The sequence below is a fragment of the [Lactobacillus] timonensis genome, assembly GCF_900240275.1.
Taxonomy (GTDB): Bacteria; Bacillota; Bacilli; order Lactobacillales; family Lactobacillaceae; genus Limosilactobacillus; species Limosilactobacillus timonensis.
Genome location: NZ_LT964761.1, coordinates 370,392 through 391,648, shown reverse-complemented (window position 1 = coordinate 391,648; position 21,257 = coordinate 370,392). Strand labels below are relative to the sequence as shown.

Annotated in this window: 20 protein-coding genes; 15 read left to right on the top strand and 5 right to left on the bottom strand. The window is 47.7% G+C overall.

Annotation, left to right across the window (positions count from 1 at the left end):
• The first annotated feature begins 144 nt into the window (after nucleotides 1-144).
• The 4 genes from yjeM (at nucleotide 145) to C1710_RS01925 (ending at nucleotide 5,838) form a co-directional block, all read left to right on the top strand.
• Complete coding sequence (yjeM, locus tag C1710_RS01940) at nucleotides 145-1,641, top strand: glutamate/gamma-aminobutyrate family transporter YjeM (RefSeq protein ID WP_102279462.1); 1,497 nt, start codon at nucleotides 145-147, stop codon at nucleotides 1,639-1,641.
• 90 nt (nucleotides 1,642-1,731) lie between these two features.
• Complete coding sequence (locus tag C1710_RS01935) at nucleotides 1,732-2,607, top strand: PPK2 family polyphosphate kinase (protein WP_102279460.1); 876 nt, start codon at nucleotides 1,732-1,734, stop codon at nucleotides 2,605-2,607.
• A 262-nt stretch (nucleotides 2,608-2,869) separates the two neighbouring features.
• Complete coding sequence (locus C1710_RS01930) at nucleotides 2,870-4,414, top strand: YSIRK-type signal peptide-containing protein (RefSeq protein WP_180961273.1); 1,545 nt, start codon at nucleotides 2,870-2,872, stop codon at nucleotides 4,412-4,414.
• Nucleotides 4,414-5,838 carry an LPXTG cell wall anchor domain-containing protein gene (locus C1710_RS01925; protein ID WP_102279455.1) on the top strand — a complete coding sequence of 475 codons (1,425 nt, stop codon included), beginning with the start codon at nucleotides 4,414-4,416 and terminating at the stop codon, nucleotides 5,836-5,838. Before C1710_RS01930 ends, C1710_RS01925 begins: the two co-directional genes overlap by 1 nt.
• A gap of 63 nt (nucleotides 5,839-5,901) precedes the next feature.
• Here the strand turns inward: C1710_RS01925 and nth are convergent, their stop codons facing one another.
• Nucleotides 5,902-6,543, bottom strand: coding sequence for an endonuclease III (gene nth, locus C1710_RS01920; RefSeq protein ID WP_102279453.1), 642 nt, complete (start codon nucleotides 6,541-6,543; stop codon nucleotides 5,902-5,904).
• A 62-nt stretch (nucleotides 6,544-6,605) separates the two neighbouring features.
• Here nth and C1710_RS01915 point away from each other — a divergent pair, with 62 nt between their 5' ends.
• The 3 genes from C1710_RS01915 (at nucleotide 6,606) to C1710_RS01905 (ending at nucleotide 9,525) form a co-directional block, all read left to right on the top strand.
• A complete protein-coding gene (locus C1710_RS01915) occupies nucleotides 6,606-6,974 on the top strand; it encodes a hypothetical protein (protein ID WP_102279451.1) in 369 nt (122 codons plus the stop codon).
• A 444-nt stretch (nucleotides 6,975-7,418) separates the two neighbouring features.
• Nucleotides 7,419-8,795: an amino acid permease gene (locus C1710_RS01910; RefSeq protein ID WP_102281714.1), complete on the top strand. Its 1,377-nt coding sequence runs from the start codon at nucleotides 7,419-7,421 to the stop codon at nucleotides 8,793-8,795.
• A gap of 73 nt (nucleotides 8,796-8,868) precedes the next feature.
• Entirely contained in the window at nucleotides 8,869-9,525 is a 657-nt protein-coding gene (locus tag C1710_RS01905; RefSeq protein ID WP_102279449.1) for an HD domain-containing protein, read from the top strand.
• 245 nt (nucleotides 9,526-9,770) lie between these two features.
• On the opposite strand, the gene C1710_RS01900 is transcribed toward C1710_RS01905, so the two are convergent.
• Together C1710_RS01900 and C1710_RS01895 are read right to left on the bottom strand one after the other, a co-directional pair.
• Entirely contained in the window at nucleotides 9,771-11,114 is a 1,344-nt protein-coding gene (locus C1710_RS01900; protein ID WP_102279446.1) for a PFL family protein, read from the bottom strand.
• 11 nt (nucleotides 11,115-11,125) lie between these two features.
• Nucleotides 11,126-11,392, bottom strand: a complete 267-nt coding sequence (locus tag C1710_RS01895) for an ACT domain-containing protein (RefSeq protein WP_102279443.1) — start codon at nucleotides 11,390-11,392, stop codon at nucleotides 11,126-11,128.
• Between the two features lie 90 nt (nucleotides 11,393-11,482).
• Here C1710_RS01895 and C1710_RS01890 point away from each other — a divergent pair, with 90 nt between their 5' ends.
• From C1710_RS01890 to C1710_RS01875, 4 genes are all read left to right on the top strand, one after another.
• The gene (locus C1710_RS01890; RefSeq protein WP_235857949.1) at nucleotides 11,483-12,559 is read left to right on the top strand and encodes an MFS transporter; all 1,077 of its coding nucleotides are present in this window, start codon (nucleotides 11,483-11,485) and stop codon (nucleotides 12,557-12,559) included.
• Between the two features lie 209 nt (nucleotides 12,560-12,768).
• Nucleotides 12,769-13,434, top strand: a complete 666-nt coding sequence (locus tag C1710_RS01885; RefSeq protein ID WP_102279440.1) for an endonuclease III domain-containing protein — start codon at nucleotides 12,769-12,771, stop codon at nucleotides 13,432-13,434.
• Nucleotides 13,431-14,249 carry a Cof-type HAD-IIB family hydrolase gene (locus C1710_RS01880; RefSeq protein ID WP_102279437.1) on the top strand — a complete coding sequence of 273 codons (819 nt, stop codon included), beginning with the start codon at nucleotides 13,431-13,433 and terminating at the stop codon, nucleotides 14,247-14,249. Before C1710_RS01885 ends, C1710_RS01880 begins: the two co-directional genes overlap by 4 nt.
• Before the next feature lie 92 nt (nucleotides 14,250-14,341).
• Nucleotides 14,342-15,040, top strand: a complete 699-nt coding sequence (locus C1710_RS01875; RefSeq protein WP_102279435.1) for a DUF554 domain-containing protein — start codon at nucleotides 14,342-14,344, stop codon at nucleotides 15,038-15,040.
• A 57-nt stretch (nucleotides 15,041-15,097) separates the two neighbouring features.
• Here the strand turns inward: C1710_RS01875 and C1710_RS01870 are convergent, their stop codons facing one another.
• The gene (locus C1710_RS01870) at nucleotides 15,098-15,988 is read right to left on the bottom strand and encodes a 3-hydroxyacyl-CoA dehydrogenase (RefSeq protein ID WP_102279433.1); all 891 of its coding nucleotides are present in this window, start codon (nucleotides 15,986-15,988) and stop codon (nucleotides 15,098-15,100) included.
• 142 nt (nucleotides 15,989-16,130) lie between these two features.
• On the opposite strand from C1710_RS01870, the gene C1710_RS01865 reads away from it, so the two are divergent.
• Nucleotides 16,131-17,147: an asparaginase gene (locus C1710_RS01865; protein ID WP_102279431.1), complete on the top strand. Its 1,017-nt coding sequence runs from the start codon at nucleotides 16,131-16,133 to the stop codon at nucleotides 17,145-17,147.
• 54 nt (nucleotides 17,148-17,201) lie between these two features.
• On the opposite strand, the gene C1710_RS01860 is transcribed toward C1710_RS01865, so the two are convergent.
• Nucleotides 17,202-17,762 (bottom strand): sigma-70 family RNA polymerase sigma factor, encoded by a 561-nt coding sequence (locus tag C1710_RS01860; protein ID WP_102279428.1) that lies wholly within the window; start codon nucleotides 17,760-17,762, stop codon nucleotides 17,202-17,204.
• A 222-nt stretch (nucleotides 17,763-17,984) separates the two neighbouring features.
• Here C1710_RS01860 and C1710_RS01855 point away from each other — a divergent pair, with 222 nt between their 5' ends.
• The 3 genes from C1710_RS01855 (at nucleotide 17,985) to C1710_RS01845 (ending at nucleotide 21,219) form a co-directional block, all read left to right on the top strand.
• The gene (locus tag C1710_RS01855) at nucleotides 17,985-18,743 is read left to right on the top strand and encodes a hypothetical protein (protein ID WP_102279425.1); all 759 of its coding nucleotides are present in this window, start codon (nucleotides 17,985-17,987) and stop codon (nucleotides 18,741-18,743) included.
• A gap of 134 nt (nucleotides 18,744-18,877) precedes the next feature.
• Nucleotides 18,878-19,255, top strand: a complete 378-nt coding sequence (locus tag C1710_RS01850; protein ID WP_102279423.1) for a cupredoxin domain-containing protein — start codon at nucleotides 18,878-18,880, stop codon at nucleotides 19,253-19,255.
• Nucleotides 19,255-21,219, top strand: coding sequence for a copper-translocating P-type ATPase (locus tag C1710_RS01845; RefSeq protein WP_102279420.1), 1,965 nt, complete (start codon nucleotides 19,255-19,257; stop codon nucleotides 21,217-21,219). Before C1710_RS01850 ends, C1710_RS01845 begins: the two co-directional genes overlap by 1 nt.
• Nucleotides 21,220-21,257 lie beyond the last annotated feature (38 nt).

The window sequence follows — 21,257 nt, the reverse complement described above, 5'->3', positions numbered from 1 at the left end:
CTGTGAATAACGACAGGTTTATGAAATAATTCCTTATTTTTGTTAGTGGAAAATGAGAAAAGCTCTCAAAATTGCCTGATTTTTCCATCAGAAGCGAGTATAATAGCACCTGATGTACTTATAAATATAAAGGAAGCGTACTTAATGGAAAATAAGCAAAACGAGAAGATTAAGTTAGGTGCTTTTATTCTGATGATTTTCTCGTCTATCTTTGGGTTTAGTAACTCAATTACCGCCTTTTATCAAATGGGCTATGCCAGCATCATTTGGTATGTGGTAACGGCAATTCTCTTTTTCTTGCCATCAGCAATGATGTTCGCTGAATACGGGGCCACATTTAAGGCGGCCAAAGGTGGGATCTTCTCCTGGTTACGAGGTTCGATTGGTGAAAAGAATGCCTTTATTGGAACCTTTATTTGGTTGGCAGCGTGGGTAGTCTGGTTGGTTTCATCTACCCAGTTTTTCTTCATTTCCGTTTCCACCGTTATCTATGGTGAAGACCGAACGCAGACATGGCGTTTGTTTGGGCTTTCTGCCAACAAGACGCTCGGGATTATGGAAGTGATTTTTCTCGCAGTTGTTACCTTTATGGCTTCACGGGGAATTAACAAGATTACGAAGGTTGCCTCAGTCGGTGGGATTTTCGTCTTTGCTGTTTCTGCAATGTTTGTTCTTGCCAGCATTGTGGTATTAGTTGCTAACCACGGACAATTAGCGACGCCGTTGACTGGTTCGTCTTTGATTCACTCGCCAAACAAGGCCTTTGTTTCTCCAGTCGCAGTCGTTTCCTTCATTGTTTACGCTTTGTTTGCTTACGGTGGTATGGAAACGATGGCGGGGGTTACTGACTCGCTTGATAAGCCTGCTAAAACATTCCCACGTGGGATCATTATCTCAATGGTGATTATGACGACGCTCTACATTGTCTGCATCCTACTGAGTGGGATCGCCGCCAACTGGTACGGCGTTCTCGGTGGCAAGCACGTTAACGTTGGTAATTGTGAATATGTCTTAGTTAATAACCTAGGAATTCGGATGGGCCAAAGCTTCGGGATGAGTCATGGTGGTGCGCTTGCCATGGGACACGTTTTCTCCCGGTTTACAGCGCTGAGCGACGTTCTCGGTGGTCTAGGTGCTGCCTTTGTTATGGTGTACTCACCAATTAAGTCCTTTATCGAGGGTTGTGATCCGCGATTACTGCCAAAGAAGTTGACGAAGTTGAACGATGAAGAGATGCCAGCGTTCGCAATGTGGGTTCAGATGATCATCGTTTCATTGATTATTATTTTTGTTTCCTTCGGGGGCAACGCAGCTAGCCGTTTTTACACGATCTTGATGGATATGATGAATGTTTCATCTTCTGCACCATATTTATTCTTGATTGGGGCCTTTCCATTCTTTAAGCAAAAGAAGAACCTAGACCGGCCATTTATCTTTTATAAGACGCAAAAGAGCGCAACGGTTACGACCATTATTGTGTGGTTAGTCATTGCGATTGGGATCATCTTTACTTGTATCGAACCGTGTCTGTCGGGTGACTATATGACAGCCTTCTGGACAGCATTTGGGCCAGTCTTTTTCGGAATCATTGCTTGGTGTTTCTACACCTATGAAGAACGCCACCACGTCCTTGATGACTAACGTGGTATTATATAAGTAACTCTGACGGGGGTTGAGACTATGTGTCTCAGACCCTCTTTTTGAATATTGTTTGTGGAAAGGTTGTTGACGATGAAAGTTAAACAGTATCGGTATGACAATGGCGACTTTGACCTGGCAGACTTGCCGACAACACCGGATCAGAAGGTGGGAGATGAAGGCGAGATAAAAAAGCAACTGACTAAGAATAGTAAGCAGTTAAAAGAATTGCAGAAGAAACTGGTCGCCACCCGCGAACAGGGATTAGTGTTGGTCTTGCAGGGAATGGATGCGGCCGGTAAGGATAGCTTGGTAGCGCACGTCTTTGCAGGGGTTAACCCTGCCGGCTTTCAAGTTGCTAGTTTTAAACAACCAAGTAGCGAAGAATTGGCCCACGACTTTTTATGGCGGATTAACCAGAAACTTCCGGAGCGGGGAATGATTGGTATTTTCAATCGTTCATACTATGAAGATGTGCTCATTTCCCGGGTACACCCGCAGATTTTACTGGACGAAAACCTGCCAGGAGTTCATAGTCTTGATGACATCGATGATAACTTCTTCAACCACCGCTATAACGATATTCAACATTACGAAGAGTATCTTAACCATTGTGGGTACCAAGTGATTAAGTTTTTCCTTCACCTGTCAAAACAAGAACAGAAGCGCCGGTTTGCGGCACGAATTGAACGGCCGGAGAAGAACTGGAAATTTTCCGCGGCCGATATCCATGAACGTCGGTATTGGGATTCTTATCAGGAAGCCTACCAGGTAGCATTGAGCAAGACGGCAACAAAGAAAAATCCGTGGTACATTATCCCGGGGGACGATAAAGGTTTTGAGCGTTTAGTAGCATCTAATATCTTGCTAGAGCGGTTAAAGCAGATGAAGCTGGCATTTCCTAAGATGAGTGCAGCTGCCTCGGCTGAGTTAGTTAAGGCGATGGCAGAGTTAAATCAGGAAAAATAAGTTATTAAAACAAAGCGGTCATCTAAGTGGGGGGGGTGACCGCTTTATTAGTGCTTATCTAATAACTATGCCGATAATCCGCGATTTTCTGCTAATAACAATGATTAATGAAATGGAATAATTTATTCAATCAATAAGGACCATCAACCATAAAGAGTGCTATATTAGATAAGCTGATTAATTATGGAAGAAGTTATTGTTACTATGCGATAAATTTGCATTGGTAAGATTTCTTATAATTAAAGTAATGGGAGACCTTAATATGCTATCGAAAAATAATCATGATAAGGACTACGGGGCACTTCACCGGCATTATGCATTACGCAAGTTAAGTATTGGCGTGGCCTCGGTTCTTCTTTCGACGACTATTTACCTGGGAGTAAGCCAATCGACTGCTGCGGCTGATGTAACGACTCAACCAACAGCTAATCAGGAGGCGCCGGAGGAGACACCAGTAACAGTAAAAACTGTGTCACTGGCTGCTCAGCCGGCGATAACGCAGACCGATCATGCACAACAAGCAATAACCGATGCGGACGTTCCGACGGTGCAGAAGAATGTTGGTAACTTAATAACAGATGATAACGTTAACGATTTAAGGGTTAAGAACCAGCAAGGCAGCAAACTGGCCAACCAGCCAATTCAGCCGGGATCGACTCAGCTCAGTTTTAACTTTACTCTGGGAAGGGACCAGGCCAAAAACCTCAGGGCTGGTGACTACTTTGATATCAAAATGGGGTTGCCATACACTGTGTCGGCTAATGGACAAACAGAGCGTTTGGGGTACGGACAAGTAGTGGATAAAAATACGCCGATTGCGGTTGCCTCCGAGGGCCACGTGGTTGGTTACATTGTGCCGGTTAACAGTGGCAATTCTTACATTGCGTCTGTCGACCATCAGGCTATTTTAAAAAACAATGTTAATGCAACGACTGACCTTGGCGGGACCAACGGCTACTACCGGTTAGTGTTCATCGATGAAGCTAGCCGCTATGGTGCCATTAATGGGTTACACGTTACCATTCGTTTGCTGAACTGGTATAACCATTTACAAACTGTCGATGCTGATAAGGCACCACTAGACTCAGATAGCTTTCAGCTTTACTCTACGGATCGGTCAATAAATGAACTTCGTCCCCAAAACGACATTCGTATTGGGAACTATACCGGCACCAGCGGTGTCACTATTAAGGTCAAGCACAGTGGGCAAACGCAGTTAAATGAACATTTGCAGGTAACCACTGCTACCAAGACAGCCGCTCACTGGTGGTACCAGCGGCAGGATGGTACCTGGGTGCTGGGTTATAATTCGTTGAACGCCCCCTCGCAAAGTGAAGGGATCGTCCTTACCAGGGACGCTGGCAATAACTTCACCATGACGGTCACAAAACCAGCTGATAATGCCAAAGTGAAATACTTCTTTGCGGACGCTGACCGGGTACAGGAAGATATTCAGCGAGAGATTGTTGGACGATCGACTACTAGTGGCGTGGACCCGGTAAACGGGCAGGTATACCTCGGTGTACAGGACCAAGTAACAAGGCCAAAGGTTACTGTAACCCGAACGGGCAGCGGTAATACAGTCAGCTACCATGTGCACATTGATGGGGATTATGCCGGCTTTGCACATGAGTTGTTGGATGGTGCAGCAACATCGATTCCGTCAGCAGTTATCCTGATGAGCTGGCAGCCAGTTAACCCTACAGACCTCCTGCCACCAGCTGGCGAGGACATTACCGATTTGAGTCTGATAAGCCTGACGCCATTCAGAACAAGTACCCAGCAGATAACCATGTTGGCGGGGTGATGGTTGATCCCGGATTGATCAAGGCATTGCAGGATAACCCGTGGAAAGTTACCTTGACCAAGCAGGGTGATAGTAAAAACTTACTGCCCCACCTTGGTGCTAACAACGAAGCAGGTTATCAGTTTGTCAAGAACCCGCGCTTTGTCATTGGGGTGCCGAATAACTTTGGTTCAGTTGTTGGCCATTATACGATGCCGGAAACGAAGACGGTCAAACAGGTTATTCGTTATTGGTATGACCGGGTTGGCGGACGACAAGCCGCGCCTGACGTGGTTAGGGCGGGACAGTTTGTGTCCGTTAACGATGATCAAGGACCATGGCTGAATGTTAACCCTGAGGCAGGACATGGAAACGAAATGGCTTGGTATGACGTTGATTCACCAGCCATTGCCGGTTATCATCCCGATAAAACGAAGGCTGGTTTTCAGGGCTACTTTACTTGGAACGATTGGCAGACTCATGACGCGAAGATGGTTGGACGTTATGACGACAAGCAAGATGCCCAGGTAATTGACGTAGTATACACAGTTGAACCTCAACGGTTGAATTACCAAGTGATCCTGGAAAATAGTGATGGCCAGTATGTCAAGACGTTAGTTTCCCCAACCCAACTAGCTACAGGGCCATCCGACTCAGCCGTGGCAAATGATGTTAAGCAAACGTGGCAGAATTACCTTAATCAAAGGTATAAGACCATTTCATATCGCGGACAGACTTATCAAGTAGTTGTCAACAACCATAACAACGGTAAACTGAAGGTTTCTGATATGTCGTTACCACAGACTTTTGATCACAATTCTTCAGTCGACCAATTGGTAACGATCTACCTGGCGTCTGCTCCTGCTAAGCAACAGGCTGGCGTTAATTACCAGGTTGTATTGGAAAATGAGCAAGGCCAGCCTGTTCACACTGTTGTGGAAAAGGAGTTCGGCAAGGGTGAAGCCAACACTAAGTTATCTCAGGAAACCCGGGATAAATGGGCCGATCTAATAGGACAGTGGAAAAACAAATCTTTCTCTTACCAGGGACAGGACTACAAGTTTGTCTCTGCAAATGATTCGCGTAAGATTTCTAAGACCAATGAAATTCCGGCTAATGCCACTTATGACAATCAGACTTATACCATCTACCTGGTTAAGGACCACGAGTCGCTTCCGCGGACACCGGTGACGCCATCTCAACCAATACCGCAGCCGATACCTTGTCAGCCAACTAATCGGCCAACGACATCGAGTCAGTCGACTAATGACCAACCAACGAGACCGAATAACAACTCGGTTAGACCACAAGTTCAACAGCCAGTGGATGCTGCTAAGTTGCCGCAGACTGGTAATGACCACAAAGTTGGAATCGTTGGCCTCGGCATGACGGCACTACTAATGGGCTTAGGATTTGCTGGTCGACAACGACGCCACGATGACTAATCACTAGTAACAAAATAAGCACCTGTTAACCGTTGACGGCAAGCAGGTGCTTTTTACTATTTCTTACATGACATTATCCTGGCCATATTGACATATCGTTAGCAAAGGACACTTCGTGCATTTAGGGTTACGGGAAGTACATTGGTAACGACCCCAGAAGATCATGCTATGGTGGGCAGCTAGCCAGTTTTTCTGCGGCACAGCGGCCATCAGTCGTTTTTCAATCTGGAGGATGGTTGCTTTGGGTGGGACCATGGCCAACCTCCGGGCAACGCGGCTGACGTGAGTGTCCACTGGAAAGGCAGGAATCTGGAAACATTCTGCCGTGACCACGTTGGCCACTTTCCGGCCGACTCCTGGAAGAGTCATCAATTCTTTGCGTTCTTTGGTCACTTGACCATGATAATCGCTGACCAGTTTGCGGGCACAGCCAACTAAGAACTTGGCCTTATTATGAAACAGTCCCAGCGACTGGATATACGGCTCAATTTCACTAGGTTCGGCCCCTGCTAGTGATTGTGGTGTCGGGTAGGCCGCAAACAAAGGTGGAGTAACTAGATTAACTGACTTGTCAGTGGACTGGGCACTTAAAATGGTGGCCAAGAGAAAATGAAAAGTATTGTCTGCCTTGAGGGTTGTTCCCGCCTCTGGGAAAGTTTTTCGCATGACTTGAATAGCGGTATTTATTTCCTCGTCGTTAAGCATTTGTCACACTCCCTTAAATAACTGGTATTATTATACCGTGAAATCAATTTGTGAGGTTAACTATGGATGAAGTAAGAGCAAGTGCGCCGTGGCCAATTCCGGTGGGGACAAAGCGGATTAACGAAGAAAAGGACCACTATCGGCAAATTAAATACGTTTGGCATGATCATGGCTGGCGCTATGAGGCCCGCTGGCACACTCCGGTTCCGGGAGCACGGATTGTTGATTATCCGTCGTGGCGGCTTGATCGGGTGAAGGACGGCAAAGGTTTTGGCGAAGATCACGCGTCTCGGCTGAGCGAAACGCGGGTTGGCGACCGGTGGGTACCAACGAAGGAAGTACGCTATGCTGCCAAACATGTGCAGAATGGGATTGCTTCAATTGACGAGGTGAATTTGATTCGCCAGGCGCACTGGCAGGATAAAGACTAAAACACTTTGCAGAATTTTTAAGTCGCTGAATACGTTTCTCAAGACTGGGGTGGTCCGCAAACAAGTTGACGATGAAGTGAGACAATAAAGGGGTGAACTTTTGACCATCATGTCGCGACTACGGTGTGTCTGGGGCATATGCTGCAACTTGGTTAACGCTGATAGTAGCCCACTTGGCTCACGGGTTAGTTCTACCGAGCCGGCATGGTAAGGTATTCACGTATAACATGAGCCATTCCTCCCCAAATTAGTGTCTTTCAGTATAGCGCACTTAGTGAGAAAAGAACTCTTTAGTAAAAGCGCTGCGAGTTATGACATTACTGGGATATAATGATTTTATGTGAATTATTTAAAGGAAATTCGTTATTCATGTGTGGAGGATGAATATTTGTGGCAGAAGAAAACGGAAAGATTAAGCATACGCTTCACTCACGCCACCTGACGATGATCGCGCTCGGCGGCACAATTGGGACGGGGCTGTTTATCGCTAGTGGTTCGGCGATCACCACGGCCGGACCTGGTGGCAGCCTGGTGGCCTACGCTGTGATGGGGATTATGGTGTATTTCTTAATGACCTCATTGGCAGAAATGGCAACCTATAACCCGCGCAGTGGTTCCTTTACTGAATATGCTACCCGGTACGTTGACCCGGCATTGGGCTTTGCAATGGGATGGAACTATTGGTTTGGCGGGGCGATCACGGTAGCACTTGAACTATCAACCGTGGGGATCGTCATGAATTTCTGGTTTCCACACGTTCCCTCATGGATTTTTAGTTTAGCTGCTTTTGTCATCATCTTTATTATTAATTACTTATCCGTCCGCACCTATGGGGAGACGGAGTTTTGGTTATCGTTGCTAAAGGTGGCAGCGGTTTTGATCTTTTTGGTTGTCGGTGTGTTAGTTATTCTTGGCGTTTTAGGTCCACACCAGGCAATCGGCTTACGTAACTTTACTTACCGACAAGCGCCCTTCGTTCATGGGATTCCCGGAGTCATTAGCGCTTTTGTTGTTTCGGGATTCTCATTTCAGGGGACTGAAATGGTGGGAATTGCTGCCGGCGAATCAAAAGACCCTTCAACTAGTGTGCCGCGCGCCATAAAAGCAACCTTTTGGCGGATTTTGCTCTTTTATATTCTGACGATTTTCGTCATCACTTGTATTCTCCCCTATACTAATAAACACCTCCTTAGTTCCGACGTTCAGGATATTGTTACCAGTCCCTTTACCCTGATTTTTGAGGATGCGGGGTTACGCTATGCTGCGGGAATAATGAACTTTGTCATTCTGATTGCCGTGTTGTCCTCGGCTAATTCATGGCTGTACGCAATTTCGCGAATTATTTACTCACAATCAGTAGACGGCTTTTTGTGGCGCGGGTTTCGGAAGGTAAACCAACGGGGAGTGCCGATTGCCAGCTTTTTGATAATGGCTGCTCTTTCGCTTGCAATATGGGGCTTACAGTTTATCGGCCCGGATGTTTACAATTATTTAATTGGGGCATCAAGCCTGGGTGGCTTTATGGAATGGCTAGGAATTGCGATTGCCCACTACCGCTTTCGACGAGGTTTTATCAAGCAAGGTCATTCACTTGATGAGCTTAATTATCATGCCGGATTCTTCCCGCTCGGACCGATTTTTGCTTTTGTCCTCTGTCTGGTTGTTATTTTGGGACAAGACATCTCTGCCTTTACCCACCTGGATTGGTCCAATCTTTTGATTACTTACATGAGTGTGCCGACTTTTATTATTTTCTACCTGGCTTATAAAATCACTCACCACACTCACTTAGTGCCACTCGACCAGATGAAGCTTAAGTAGGTGGATGGAGAGTAGAAAAGTAATTCTGGCGGTTTGAACCAACCCTGATGATAAACATGAAAGGATGATAAAGATGAAGCAAAAAGAACAATTACAAGCGGTTAAGGAGTATGCTAGGAAAAAGCTTGGCCAGGATCAGACCGGCCATGGCATGGATCACCTAGAACGTGTTGTCAGGATGGCACGTCGATTGGCTATTAGTGAGGGTGTTGACCCCTTTTTGCCAATGGTAGGGGGCTATCTTCATGACACAATTGACGAAAAACTAGTGGATAGCGTTGATCAGGCAAAGGGTGAATTGGCAAGCTTTTTGCAGGGTATGGGCTTTGAACAGCAACAGGTTGAACAACTGGTAAATGTTTTGGGAAATATTTCCTTTGCGCGGACATTAGAAGATAAGCCGATAGATTTACCACTACTAGGTAAAATCATCCGCGATGCCGACTGGCTAGATGCCATCGGGGCACTAGGTATTTCCCGGGCAATATATTACGGTGGCGCCCACCACGAAAAGATCTATGATCCGGCTGTGAAACCGCGTCATAATATGTCGCGGGAAGAATATCGCAATCTGGATGATGAAACAATTATTAACCATTTTTCGGAAAAGTTATTGCACTTAGAAGCAATGATGTCAACTGCAAGTGCAAAGAAGATTGCGGCACACCGGCAGCAGGTAATGCTAGACTTCCTTACTGAGTTTCATGCCGAGTGGGATGCAGAAAAATAAGGCATTAAATTAGGGATCGTGACAAACCGTGAAACAGAAATCAGAATGATTTCGTTTTTGAACGGTGCTAACGCGGAAGTCATTTATGACTTCGTCGTCACGACGTGTAGCTAGGCTATCTGCCGCCCCTGCGAGCAAACAGTAGGCTCCTAGCGTTCGGCTTTTCCAGAACGTTAGGAGCCATTGTTGTACCGCTTGTTAACTTTTAGGGTAGAGAAGGGATATTATGTTCCAACCCTTCATTGCTAGTTTTTGAAGGAATGAATAGGGGCGGGAATCGTTCCCCCACGGTTAATCATCGTTGCTGCCGATCCATGGCCGACATCCATGACGGGAGCATGTCCCAACAAGCCACCAAAGTTAACGTCATCACCGACTTCTTTACCAGGAACAGGAATGACACGAACAGCCGTTGTCTTGTTGTTGATCATTCCAATAGCCGCTTCGTCGGCAATCATTCCAGAAATGACGGCGGCGGGAGTGTCACCTGGAACGGCAATCATATCAAGTCCCACCGAACAAACCGCGGTCATCGCTTCGAGTTTATCAAAGCTTAACTGGTTGCTTTCGACGGCACGGATCATCCCAGCGTCTTCGGACACGGGGATGAAGGCGCCGGACAGGCCCCCAACGTGACTGCAGGCCATGATACCACCCTTTTTCACGGCATCATTCAGCATGGCAAGGGCGGCGGTAGTACCATGCGTGCCAACGGTTGAGAGACCGATTTCTTCCAGCACTTCGGCGACAGAGTCACCAGCGGCAGCTGTCGGGGCAAGTGAGAGGTCGACGATGCCAAAGCGGGTCTTTAAACGATCAGCCGCAGTTGAACCAATCAGCTGACCGAGACGGGTGATCTTAAAGGCAGTCTTTTTGATCGTTTCGGCCACAACATCCATTGACTGTCCAGCAACTTTCTGGAGAGCAGCCTTGACTACGCCGGGACCGGATACACCGCAATTAATTACCGTGTCCGGTTCGCCAACGCCAAGAAAACCACCGGCCATGAACGGGTTGTCGTCAACGGCGTTGCAGAAAATAACCAGTTTTGCATTGGTTATGTAGTCACGTTGGCTGGCATCGACTACTACTTGTCCCATTTCCTTGATGGCGTCCATATTTAATCCGGCCTTCGTTGAGCCGATATTGACTGATGAGCAGACCAAGTCAGTTTTCGCTAACGCTTCTGGCAACGACCTGATCAACACCCGGTCGCCGTTGCTATAGCCCTTTTGAACTAAGGCCGAAAAACCACCAATGAAGTCGACGCCGATGGTGTGGGCTGCTTTATCGAGTGTTTTAGCGTATTTGACGTAGTCGTGATCGCCAGACGCTGCCGCAATCATCGCAATGGGAGTTACTTCGACTCGTTTGTTGGCGATTGTAATCCCATACTCGGCTTCCAGTTCTTGGCCGACCTTGACAAGGTTCTGCGCTTTGGTTGTAATCTTGTCGTAGATTTTCTGACAGGCCCGGTCACCATCACTGTCAATGCAGTCAAAGAGCGAGATGCCCATCGTAATCGTCCGGAGATCCAACCGCTCAGAGTTGATCATCCGTAGAGTTTCTTTAATCTGCTCTTTTTCCATCTGTTTCCTCCTTACAGTTGTTGCATGGCGCGGTATAGTTCTTCGTTACGTAGGTCAATGGTGACGGATAGTCTTTTGCCTAACTGGTGGAGTTCATTCAATAGCTGCTGAAAATTAGTTTGGTCGTTAACTGATACCTGCATCATCATCGTGAAGTTATCGTCCATGATTGTCTGCGAAATATCCAAAATATTGATATCATTAGAGGCAAGGTACTGGCTAACTCCGGCAACGATCCCGGGACGGTCTTTTCCAATGGTTGTTAAAATGGCTTTCATGTGGTCCTCCTTTAATCGGTCGACAACGAGTTGCCTTATTTTAACATGGGCCCGGGTGGAGCAAAAGAGCTGGTCACGGGAGGAATCATTTTGGAAAAGAATCAACATCGCTATCACTGCCAGGTATTGACTTTTGTGGCGGTTGCTTTTTTGCTCGGCTGCAACGAATTTCTGGTGGTGGGGGTTACTTCTAACATTGCGCAGACTTACCAGGCCTCTTTATCGGCGGTTGGGACACTGGTTACAGTTTTTGCTTTAACTTATGTCCTGGCCACACCGCTCATCACTACCTTAACCAGCCGCTGGCCCCGGTTTCGAGTACTAATAGCTGCCATGGTAGTGTTCCTGGTAGGTAACACGATGACAGCCTTCGCCCCTTCTTTGCCGTGGCTTTTTGTCAGCCGGGTTATTACCGCAATGGTTGCCGGGGTAATTATTTCACTAATCCTCGTCTACGGCAGTATTGTGGCGCCGCCAGCCAAGCGCCCCATGCTAGTGGCAATTACTTATTCTGGATATAACATTGCGACAATTGTGGGGGTGCCGTTGGGAACAATGATTACTAACTTGTCTAATTGGCAGGTTAGTTTCATCATTATTAGTATTTTAACCGTCTTAGTAACTGTGGCATTGTTTGCAGTCTTGCCGCACCACACTCCGCAAAGCCGTAGCTCAGTGGGGCACCAACTAACTCTGTTATCGGATTGGCGGGTAATTTGCGGCGTGGTGATTGTGGTTGCGACCTACGCGGCCCAGTACAGTTTCTACACCTTCATTCGGCCGCTGTTGGTTAATACACTGGGCTTTTCTCGTTCGGAGTTCAACTGGATTCTAAGTGTCATCGGAATCATGTTTATTATCGGTAACTTTTGTGCCGGTTGGGTTGCTGGCCGCTATCAGACCCAAAAAATGCCAGTGATTGAAACAGCAACGCTGGTGCTCCTGTTGCTGATGACACCTAGTTTTCAGCAACCATGGCTAGGAGTCGTTGTTATTTCGCTGGTTTGCCTCTTGCTGGGGATGCCTAGTTCCATTCTCCAGGTGATGTTTTTGAACGTGGCGACCGGTGAATACCCATCCGCACTAAACCTTGCGTCATCACTGGACCCTCTTTGTACGAACGTTGGGGTGATGGTAGGGTCGTTAACCATTTCTTTTGCTGTCTAGTTTGTTCCGCTGAAGATGGTGGGGATGGTTGGGGCCATCTTTGCCTGCTTGGGGACAATTGCGGCGATTATGCTTCGCCGAGACTCTTTAAGAAACAGTTCCCGTTAAAATCACGTCAATAGTTATTTGGTGGACTGACAAATTCTCTTTAGCTGGAAAAAATGGTGCCTAACCGTTACACTAACTTGGGAAGGGGAAGGAGTTAAACCGTGCAGTTAACATTAACCACGCTTTATCAAAAAATGTTAGATGAGATGGGCCCGTCCGGCTGGTGGCCGGGAGATTCTCGCGAGGAAATAATTGTTGGCGCTGTTTTGATTCAAAATACCAACTGGCGCAATGCCGACCAGGCCATGACACTGTTTCGCAAGACAACTGCCTTTGATCCGGATTGCTTGCTGGCGTTGTCAACGGATCAACTACAAACATTGGTGCGGCCAGCTGGCTTTTACCGCAATAAGAGCCGGGCACTAGTGAGTGTCTTTTCTTGGCTGAGGGAGTGGCATTATGACTATGTGGCTATCCGGCAACATTACGGGTCACAATTGCGTCAACGGCTGCTGAAACTCCGCGGCGTTGGGCAAGAAACCGCCGATGTTTTGCTGACATATATTTTTGATGTGCCAACTTTTATTGCTGATAAGTACGCACGGACACTTTTTACCCAGTTGGGAGTCGCTAACCTGACAAATTATCAGAGTTTGGCCCGACTTTGTCAGTTGCCAGCAGGTTTTGCAATTGATATGGCGAAGGATTTTCACGGCCAGATTGACGAATTTGGGAAAGTTTATTTTCACCCACTCACTAAGTTTCAAGATAGTTTTTTAGCTGGCGACCGGTTAATCCTGCCGCCAACGAAAGGAGTAATTTCATGACACTACCATTTAAGGCTGTTGCTTTTGACATGGATGGAACATTCTTGCGTGATGATAAGCATTTTGATCAGCAACGTTTTGCCAACTTGCTGGATCAACTAACAACCCAGGGAATTCGGGTGATTGTCGCCAGCGGTGACCAGTACGAAAACCTCGCAAAGTACTTTACACCGGCGATGATTAACCAGTTGATCTTTGTTTGTGAAAACGGGGCCTACGTACGTCAAGGTGAGCAGCCACTATTGGTCAAAACACTCGATTCGCAAATGGTTGCCGAGTTAGTTCCCTTTATGATCAAGGAACTAGGGATCACCCCGTTGATGGCGGGGGTCAAGGCTGGTTACCTGTCCCGCAATCTGTCACCTGAAATGATGAAGTGGATGAAGTTTTACTTTCCTAAGCACGTGGTGGTGGATAACTTTGACCAGCTGCCAGACGATCAGTTTTTCCAGATTTCCTTCACGATTGATGATGAGGAAGAGGTCAAACGATTATTGGCACAAATCGAAAGTCGTTTCCCGGGAAAAGTTAAGGCGACGCCAAGTGGTAATGGGTCAGTTGATCTCACCATTCCCGGGGTTGATAAGGCCTTCGCACTGCGTTACCTGCTTGATAAGTGGGGATTATCAAATAGCGACCTGATGGTCTTTGGCGACGGTGGCAATGATGTCACCATGCTGCAGTTAGCTGATACTAGCTGGGCCATGCCAAACGGTGGGGCGGCAGCACAGTCCGTGGCCAACCACCAGGTTCCAGTAGACAATAACCACGACGGGGTTTTGGTTGTCCTGGACGATTACCTCCGGAAGAACTGAAAGCGTGTTATTATATAAATAATGGTCAATTTAACCAAGTATATTACGGGACAGGCCGGAAGGTGGTCGTCCCGTTTTTTGGGGTGAATGAAATGAGCGGGATACTGGCCAACTTTTTTGGCGTGGTTATCGGGACTACTGTCGGCTGCTTGATCAATGACGGCATCAAGAAAAAATACGAGCAGGCTCTTTTCGTGGTGATGGGGCTTTCCGCCCTGGGTATTGGGATGGAGAGTTTAGTAAATAACATGCCAAAGAGCCACTACCAGGTCATGTTTATTGTCAGTTTGTCTCTCGGCGCGGTTCTTGGTACCTGGTGGGACCTTGATGGTAAAGTTAATCGCCTTACTAAGCGGATTGGTGGTGGTGGGCGAGAAGGGCTGAGCGAGGGATTGACGACGGCCATTCTACTCTACTGTGTTGGCGCTCTTTCAATTGTTGGCCCGGTAATGTCAGCGGTCGAGGGGAATAACACCATGCTATATACTAACGCGATGATGGCTTTGATCACCGCGATGGTCCTCGGCGCCAGTTTTGGCTGGGGGATGATGTGGTCGGCTCCCGTAGTCCTGGTGTGGCAGGGAACGATCTACCTAGTCGCTAAGTACTTATCAGCCTCATTTTTTAATGGCGAGCTAGTAACTGAGGTCGCCATTGTCGGTGGTTTTCTGATTGCCGCCACGGGGCTGTCAATGCTCAAAATTCGTCATTTTAAAATACTTAATTTTCTGCCAGCACTTCTTGTGCCGGTAATCTTTTTCCTTATTAAGGACTTGCTAGGAATGCTATAAGACAACAAAACGGATGCCGCGACAACGACATCCGTTTTTTAGTATGGGAAATCTTACCTATTTTTTCAAAAAGTCTGGATCCTGGAATTCCGGGTTCGGATAGTGGTAGAAGCCTTGGCCTGCTTCCACCCCGGTGTGACCAGCATCGATCATTTTCTTGAGCTTATCAGCAATCTTTTTTGCCCGCGGGTCCTTAGTCTGCTGGTACTGATTGTTGACGATTTCGTAGGCGGTCCGTAGTCCTACGACGTCGAGGATCATGAATGGGCCCATCGGAGAACCATTGGAGATCATCCAGTCCTTATCGATGGTGTGTGGGTCAGCGATGCCGTTAGCCCACAAGTTTTGCGCGGCGTTGAGCAATGGGATGAGCAGGGCGTTCATCACGTAGCCATGGTTTTCCTTCTTCAAGACCACCGGAACCATGTCAATTGCGCGGGTAAAGTCGATCACGGCTTCCTTAGCGGCAGGGGCTGTTTCAGCAGTCCCGACGATTTCGGCTACGTTGTGCTTCCAAATGTGGTTGGCAAAGTGCATATGGAGGAAGCGGGATGGGAAGTTAGTAAACTTAACCAGTTCGCTTGGGACGAAAGTGGACGAGTTGCTAGCAACAATGGTGTCTGCCGGCAGCACTTTGCCAAGATCCTCATAGAAGGTCTTTTTAATGGCAAGTGATTCTGAAACAGATTCGATTACCAGGTCGGCATCGGCAACGGTCTTGGCTAGGTCGTTGCTGATGTCGACAATGTGGTCCATGGCCTGCTGATAATCTTGTTCACTCGCTTGCATATCCTTCATAAATGGGGCTTTGATAGCAGCTAACCGCCGTTCTGCGCGGTCGACATGGCGGTTCCAGATTTTAACCTGGAACCCGAAACGGGCGGCCTGAAAAGCAATTTGGCTGCCAAGAACACCGGCGCCGGCGACAACAACGTTCTTAATTTTCATAGAAAATGCCTCCCCAAAAGTGAGTAGTGTTTAACAACACGTCCATTATACTATGATGCCACCTGACAAAGCTAATGATGAGCAGTGTACGGTGGCGGGAACGCGGTGGTAAAATAAGACTAATCGTAAGGGAGTGATTAAGGTGACAGCAAAGAAGCTTTTATTGTTAACAACTGGCGGGACGATCGCGTCTGAAACTTCCAGTACCGGTTTAAAGCCGCAGGAAAAAGGGGCGTCATTGATCAAACAGTTGGGACCCGTGCCGTACAAGATTGATGTTGAAGACATCCTCGAGCTAGATTCTTCGAACATCCAACCAGAAGAGTGGCAACTAATGGCTAAGAAAGTCTTTTGCTATCGGACTAAGTATGACGGAATCGTCATCTCTCATGGTACAGATACAATGGCATATACTTCGTCGATACTGTCATTCATGCTTCAAAACATTGATATCCCAGTGGTGTTGACGGGCAGTCAGGTGCCAATTAACGAGGTGCTGACTGATGCAATTGATAACCTCCGGCTAGCCTTTGCTGCTGCCGCAAATTGTCCACCAGCCATTTATTTGGCCTTTAACCGGAAGATCATGCTCGGCTCCCGGGCGGTGAAAGTACGGACGACTAACTTTGACGCCTTTGAGAGTGTGAAGGTGCCGCCAATTGCTAACGTTACTTCCGACGGGATTGTTTATACGGGCTGGAAGCCGGTGTCGCCAACTAAGCCTTGCCGCCTGCAAGACCAGTTGGAGACTCACGTTGCCCTAGTTAAGCTCTTCCCCGGGTTTGATCCGCAACTACTTTATGCGATGGTCGACAATGGTTGCCGGGGGATTGTGATCGAAGCTTACGGGCTTGGCGGCATGAACTTTATTCGGCGTAACCTGGTAGCCGTGATTGGCGATTTGATCCACCGGGGAATTCCGGTAATCGCCACTAGTCAGTGTCTCTACGAGCGCAGCGACCTGACCCGTTATGAAGTCGGTCGTCTGGCACTACTGGAAGGAGCTATTTCTTCCCACGACATGACCGCCGAAAGCGCAATTACTAAGCTGATGTGGGGGCTTGGTCAGGGGTTGGATGTTGACGGCATTACAAAGTTGTTTAACGAAAACCTCGTTGGTGAAGTCACGTTGACACCGGGCGATGCCGTTAAATTGTAAGCTGATATTAGCTAAATGAAAGGCTTTCGTGTTCAATCACGAAAGCCTTATTTGCTACCTAAGTTTTAAAATTTGCCTTGCTTTGGCAACTACTCCCTTCTTCCACTGGTAAACTGTTTGGCGGCTAACACCATAGTATTGAGCGATTTCGCTATCGGTCAGGTGGCGGACTACTACTGATAAGAGATAGTTTCGCTGCTTGGTCGTACAATCATTAGCTAAGCGCGCAAACAAGTCGTTCTTCGCCGTGACGGCTAGCGGCGAATTGCTTGCGGGGTCGAGGAAGAGGAGCTCTTTCTGCGTTGGGCTGAGCGCCGGGCTATCCAGGGAACATTCGCAGTGACTTGCCTGCCATGATGCTCGTTGGCGCTGGTCAAGCAGTCGCCAGCGGATCCTTTGGTAAGCAAAGTGCATTAGGTAGTTTTCGTGTTCATTAACTTCTTGGGGAAAGTCACAGTAAGCCTGGGCAAAGAGCAGGCATCCTTCCTGGAAACAATCCTGGTAATCGTCATCACTCTGTCGGAGGTAGAGGCTTTTTAAGACCCCGTGGATGAGCTTAGTCCGCTCGTTTGCGAGCAGAAAACTTAAGCCTTCAGTCATCGTTCGTTTACTCATGTTTTCACCTTATCATTGTGATTTCCCTGGCCAAGGTTGAATACAGTTTAGGAAAAATCTTTTCTTAAGAAAACACAGTAAGAAAGTGCTTTTTATGGGTAAAGCTTATTGACAACCAGTCATTATTTCTGTAATCTCATTAATTGGCGTGGGAGAAAGCGCTTTTGCTGGTCAAAGACGCTTTTCCCCTGCTTGACAAATTATCTTTACCGGGGTGCTTACATGGCTGGTCAATGCCTATCAATTAACATCACGACTTTTCCTCTTCAACAGGTGGACTACGTTGTTGCTGCCTATCACGTTACCTGGGACTCGGTTGTCTTATTAACTGGTCGCGACTATCACGAACAGCCAGCTACCCTCGTAGTTGATCGGGCTGGAAAGACGTTGTTGATTCGCCGACCGCTGACCATGGTACTGCGGCAGTTTTTTACCGAAAACTGTATTAGCGAAGCGGATAACCGGGTGTGCTACCGAATGTTGGGGATGCCCCGGGTAACCAGGGCAGCGGTGGCAGGAAAATACCAGTTGGTACCGACATGCGGCACGGCTAACGAGGAAGTTGTTTGGGTGATGACGCATCACTTGGTCCATGCTGAAATTGCCGACAGAAAAAATAATAACCTCTGTTTGCAATTTACTAGTGCTCACAACCATGCCCCTTTACTGGTGACGGTCCAGTGGTGTGCGAAGTCTTTTTTGAATAACATGCAGGCGGCAGACCAGGTAGCACACCTCCAACTCGAATTAGCTGACTTTCGCCAGTACTGTCATGGCTTGGCGGGATCGAAGGTCGAGTTTTCGGATTTCCAGCGTCGCCGGCGGCTCCAACACCAGCTCGTTGAGTACAACCAGCTGTTGTGCATTCACCAGCACGAACTGGTAATGAAACGCGCATTTGAGCAAAAAACACTGACGCCAGCAGAACGGGCAGCAATTAGCCAGCTGGGCTTTAAGCCATTTACTCCTTATACTGGCTAGGCCATGGCAATCATTCTCGTTGTTTGACAACGAGTTTTTTTAATGTATTTGTGTTGACATTTGTAAACGATAGAGTAAAATGATAATTGATTAATGATTACAAATGTAAACAGATGCTGAAAGGGGTCTTGAAAATGGGGACAACACAAATCATTGCGGTCGTGGTTACAGCTATTTTGGCGGGAGTGATTGGCTGGTGGTTCCTTGGAAAACACGAGGAGGCTGCTGAATTAGCCACTGGTAGTGATAATCAACAGTCAGCAACAGTGGTTGTCAAAGGTGGTTATTCGCCAAGCACAATTGTTCTCAAAAAGGGAGTTCCAGCGAAGTTAAACTTTGATATGCAAGACAGTACTGCCTGTCTGTCGCACGTCGTTTTTGACCGGCTGGGGGTTAATGAGGACTTGACAAAACGGGATGTGACAACAATTGACATTCCAACGGATAAGACCGGGACAATTGACTTTGCTTGCGGAATGAATATGTTTCACGGAAAGGTGGTTGTTAAGTGATGAAGCTATCTGAAACCAAGCGGTTCTGGATTTCATTTGTCCTGTCATTGCCACTCCTGATTCAGATGTTGGCAATGCCCTTTCACTGGATGATGCCTGGCTATAACTGGGTGGCTTTTGTGACCACTACGTTGATTATGCTGGTGGCAGCTTTACCTTACTGGTCAAGCGCCTGGGCAGCTGCCAAACACCATGATGCTAATATGAATACCTTGGTTGCTATTGGCACGACGGTGGCCTACTTTTACAGTGTCTTCGCCTTGTTTACTGGCCGGAGCGTTTACTTCGAAAGTGCCGCTTTCATTGCCGTTTTCGTCACGCTGGGCGACGCAATGGAAGAACGGGTTCACCAGAATGCTGAAGGAGCGATCAGTAAACTTCTCCAACTGCAGGCCAAGTCAGCGGTTGTGAAGCGCGATGGTCAGTGGGTAACCGTTCCGCTTAATGACGTTCAGGTCGGTGATGAAGTGCGCGTCAAGCCAGGAGAAAAGGTTCCAGTTGATGGGACAGTTATTAGTGGCAAATCGGCTGTTGATGAATCAATGGTCACTGGTGAAAGCATGCCAGTAGAAAAGGCTGCTGGCGACGCGGTTGTTGGTTCGACGATCAACCAGACCGGGACATTCGTTTTTCAAGCGACCAAGGTGGGGAGCCAGACGATGTTGGCTCAGATCGTTGAAATGGTGAAGAAGGCCCAAACTAGCCGCGCGCCGATTCAAGATTTTACTAACGTTGTCGCTCACTACTTTGTACCAGTAGTGATGATTATTGCCCTGGCAACCTTTGCCATTTGGTATGCACTACTAGGGGCCACTTTTATCCAGTCACTACTCTTTGCTGTGAGCGTCATCGTGATTGCCTGCCCATGTGCTTTAGGCTTAGCAACACCAACTGCTTTGATGGTTGGTACTGAACGGTCAGCTAAAATGGGTGTCCTGATTAAGGATGGTCAGACACTTCAGGCCGTTAGTTCGTTGACAACGGTAGTTTTTGATAAGACTGGGACGATTACCACGGGCCACCCGCAAGTAACGGATGTTGTTGGCAATGATCAACAGCGGGTTTTAATGGTGGCGGCTAGTTTGGAAAACTTGTCAGAACACCCGTTGGCCAAAGCCGTTGACGACCGGGCGCAGCAAGACGACTTAACACTGTCGGCTGTTGATGATTTTGCAGTTGTTGAAGGGCAGGGCGTGAGTGGTGTTATTGATGGCCACCAGGTTGCCGTCGGTAGTGAACGACTGGTTGACGGTTGGCAACTGGACGATGAATTAGCTCAGCAGGCGGTCGCGTTGCGCAAAGCAGCGAAAACGGTGGTCTATGTTGGCGAAAACAAGCGAATTATCGGCTTGTTGGCCATCCAGGACGTTTCCCGTCCGGAAGCGGCCGCAACGATGGCGGCGCTTCACCAGCGGGGACTGACTACCGTGATGATTACCGGGGATAATGAAGAAGTCGCTAAGCAGATTGCCCGCCAAGTTGGGATTGACCTGGTAATCGCCGGGGTCTTGCCTAACCAGAAGGCTGAACAAGTTAAGCTCCTCCAACAACAGGGAGCAAAGGTAGCTTTTGTTGGTGACGGGATTAACGATGCGCCGGCACTGTCGACGGCCGAAGTCGGGATCGCCATGGGTGGTGGAACTGACATTGCTATTGAAGCAGGCGGAATCGTTCTGGTTAAAAATGATCTGCGCGGCGTTGTTAATGCACTCTCACTTGCTAAGACAACATTCCGGCGGATCAAACTTAACTTATTCTGGGCACTGATTTACAACTTGATTGGGATCCCAATTGCTGCCGGTCTCTTTGTGGGTCTCGGGCTTCAGTTAACACCAGAAATTGCCGCTCTAGCAATGGCCTTTTCATCAGTGTCCGTCGTTACTTCGTCGTTGCTGCTTAACTGGGTGCACATCGACCGGGTTAACCTAAATCAACCTGCAACAGCGGCCAAGAACGTGGTATAGTCATAGTAACGAAACGATGAAAGAGGTTATGGCGATGA

Bases quoted from the DNA above. Each gene is read 5' to 3' on its own strand.
- C1710_RS01845 (WP_102279420.1), top strand. From the start codon at position 19,255: ATGAAGCTATCTGAAACCAAGCGGTTCTGGATTTCATTTGTCCTGTCA.
- C1710_RS01910 (WP_102281714.1), top strand. From the start codon at position 7,419: ATGATCGCGCTCGGCGGCACAATTGGGACGGGGCTGTTTATCGCTAGT.
- C1710_RS01880 (WP_102279437.1), top strand. From the start codon at position 13,431: ATGACACTACCATTTAAGGCTGTTGCTTTTGACATGGATGGAACATTC.
- C1710_RS01855 (WP_102279425.1), top strand. From the start codon at position 17,985: ATGGCTGGTCAATGCCTATCAATTAACATCACGACTTTTCCTCTTCAA.
- yjeM (WP_102279462.1), top strand. From the start codon at position 145: ATGGAAAATAAGCAAAACGAGAAGATTAAGTTAGGTGCTTTTATTCTG.
- C1710_RS01915 (WP_102279451.1), top strand. From the start codon at position 6,606: ATGGATGAAGTAAGAGCAAGTGCGCCGTGGCCAATTCCGGTGGGGACA.
- C1710_RS01850 (WP_102279423.1), top strand. From the start codon at position 18,878: ATGGGGACAACACAAATCATTGCGGTCGTGGTTACAGCTATTTTGGCG.
- C1710_RS01870 (WP_102279433.1), bottom strand. From the start codon at position 15,988: ATGAAAATTAAGAACGTTGTTGTCGCCGGCGCCGGTGTTCTTGGCAGC.
- C1710_RS01935 (WP_102279460.1), top strand. From the start codon at position 1,732: ATGAAAGTTAAACAGTATCGGTATGACAATGGCGACTTTGACCTGGCA.
- C1710_RS01925 (WP_102279455.1), top strand. From the start codon at position 4,414: ATGGTTGATCCCGGATTGATCAAGGCATTGCAGGATAACCCGTGGAAA.
- C1710_RS01905 (WP_102279449.1), top strand. From the start codon at position 8,869: ATGAAGCAAAAAGAACAATTACAAGCGGTTAAGGAGTATGCTAGGAAA.
- C1710_RS01895 (WP_102279443.1), bottom strand. From the start codon at position 11,392: ATGAAAGCCATTTTAACAACCATTGGAAAAGACCGTCCCGGGATCGTT.
- C1710_RS01875 (WP_102279435.1), top strand. From the start codon at position 14,342: ATGAGCGGGATACTGGCCAACTTTTTTGGCGTGGTTATCGGGACTACT.
- nth (WP_102279453.1), bottom strand. From the start codon at position 6,543: ATGCTTAACGACGAGGAAATAAATACCGCTATTCAAGTCATGCGAAAA.
- C1710_RS01860 (WP_102279428.1), bottom strand. From the start codon at position 17,762: ATGAGTAAACGAACGATGACTGAAGGCTTAAGTTTTCTGCTCGCAAAC.
- C1710_RS01930 (WP_180961273.1), top strand. From the start codon at position 2,870: ATGCTATCGAAAAATAATCATGATAAGGACTACGGGGCACTTCACCGG.
- C1710_RS01900 (WP_102279446.1), bottom strand. From the start codon at position 11,114: ATGGAAAAAGAGCAGATTAAAGAAACTCTACGGATGATCAACTCTGAG.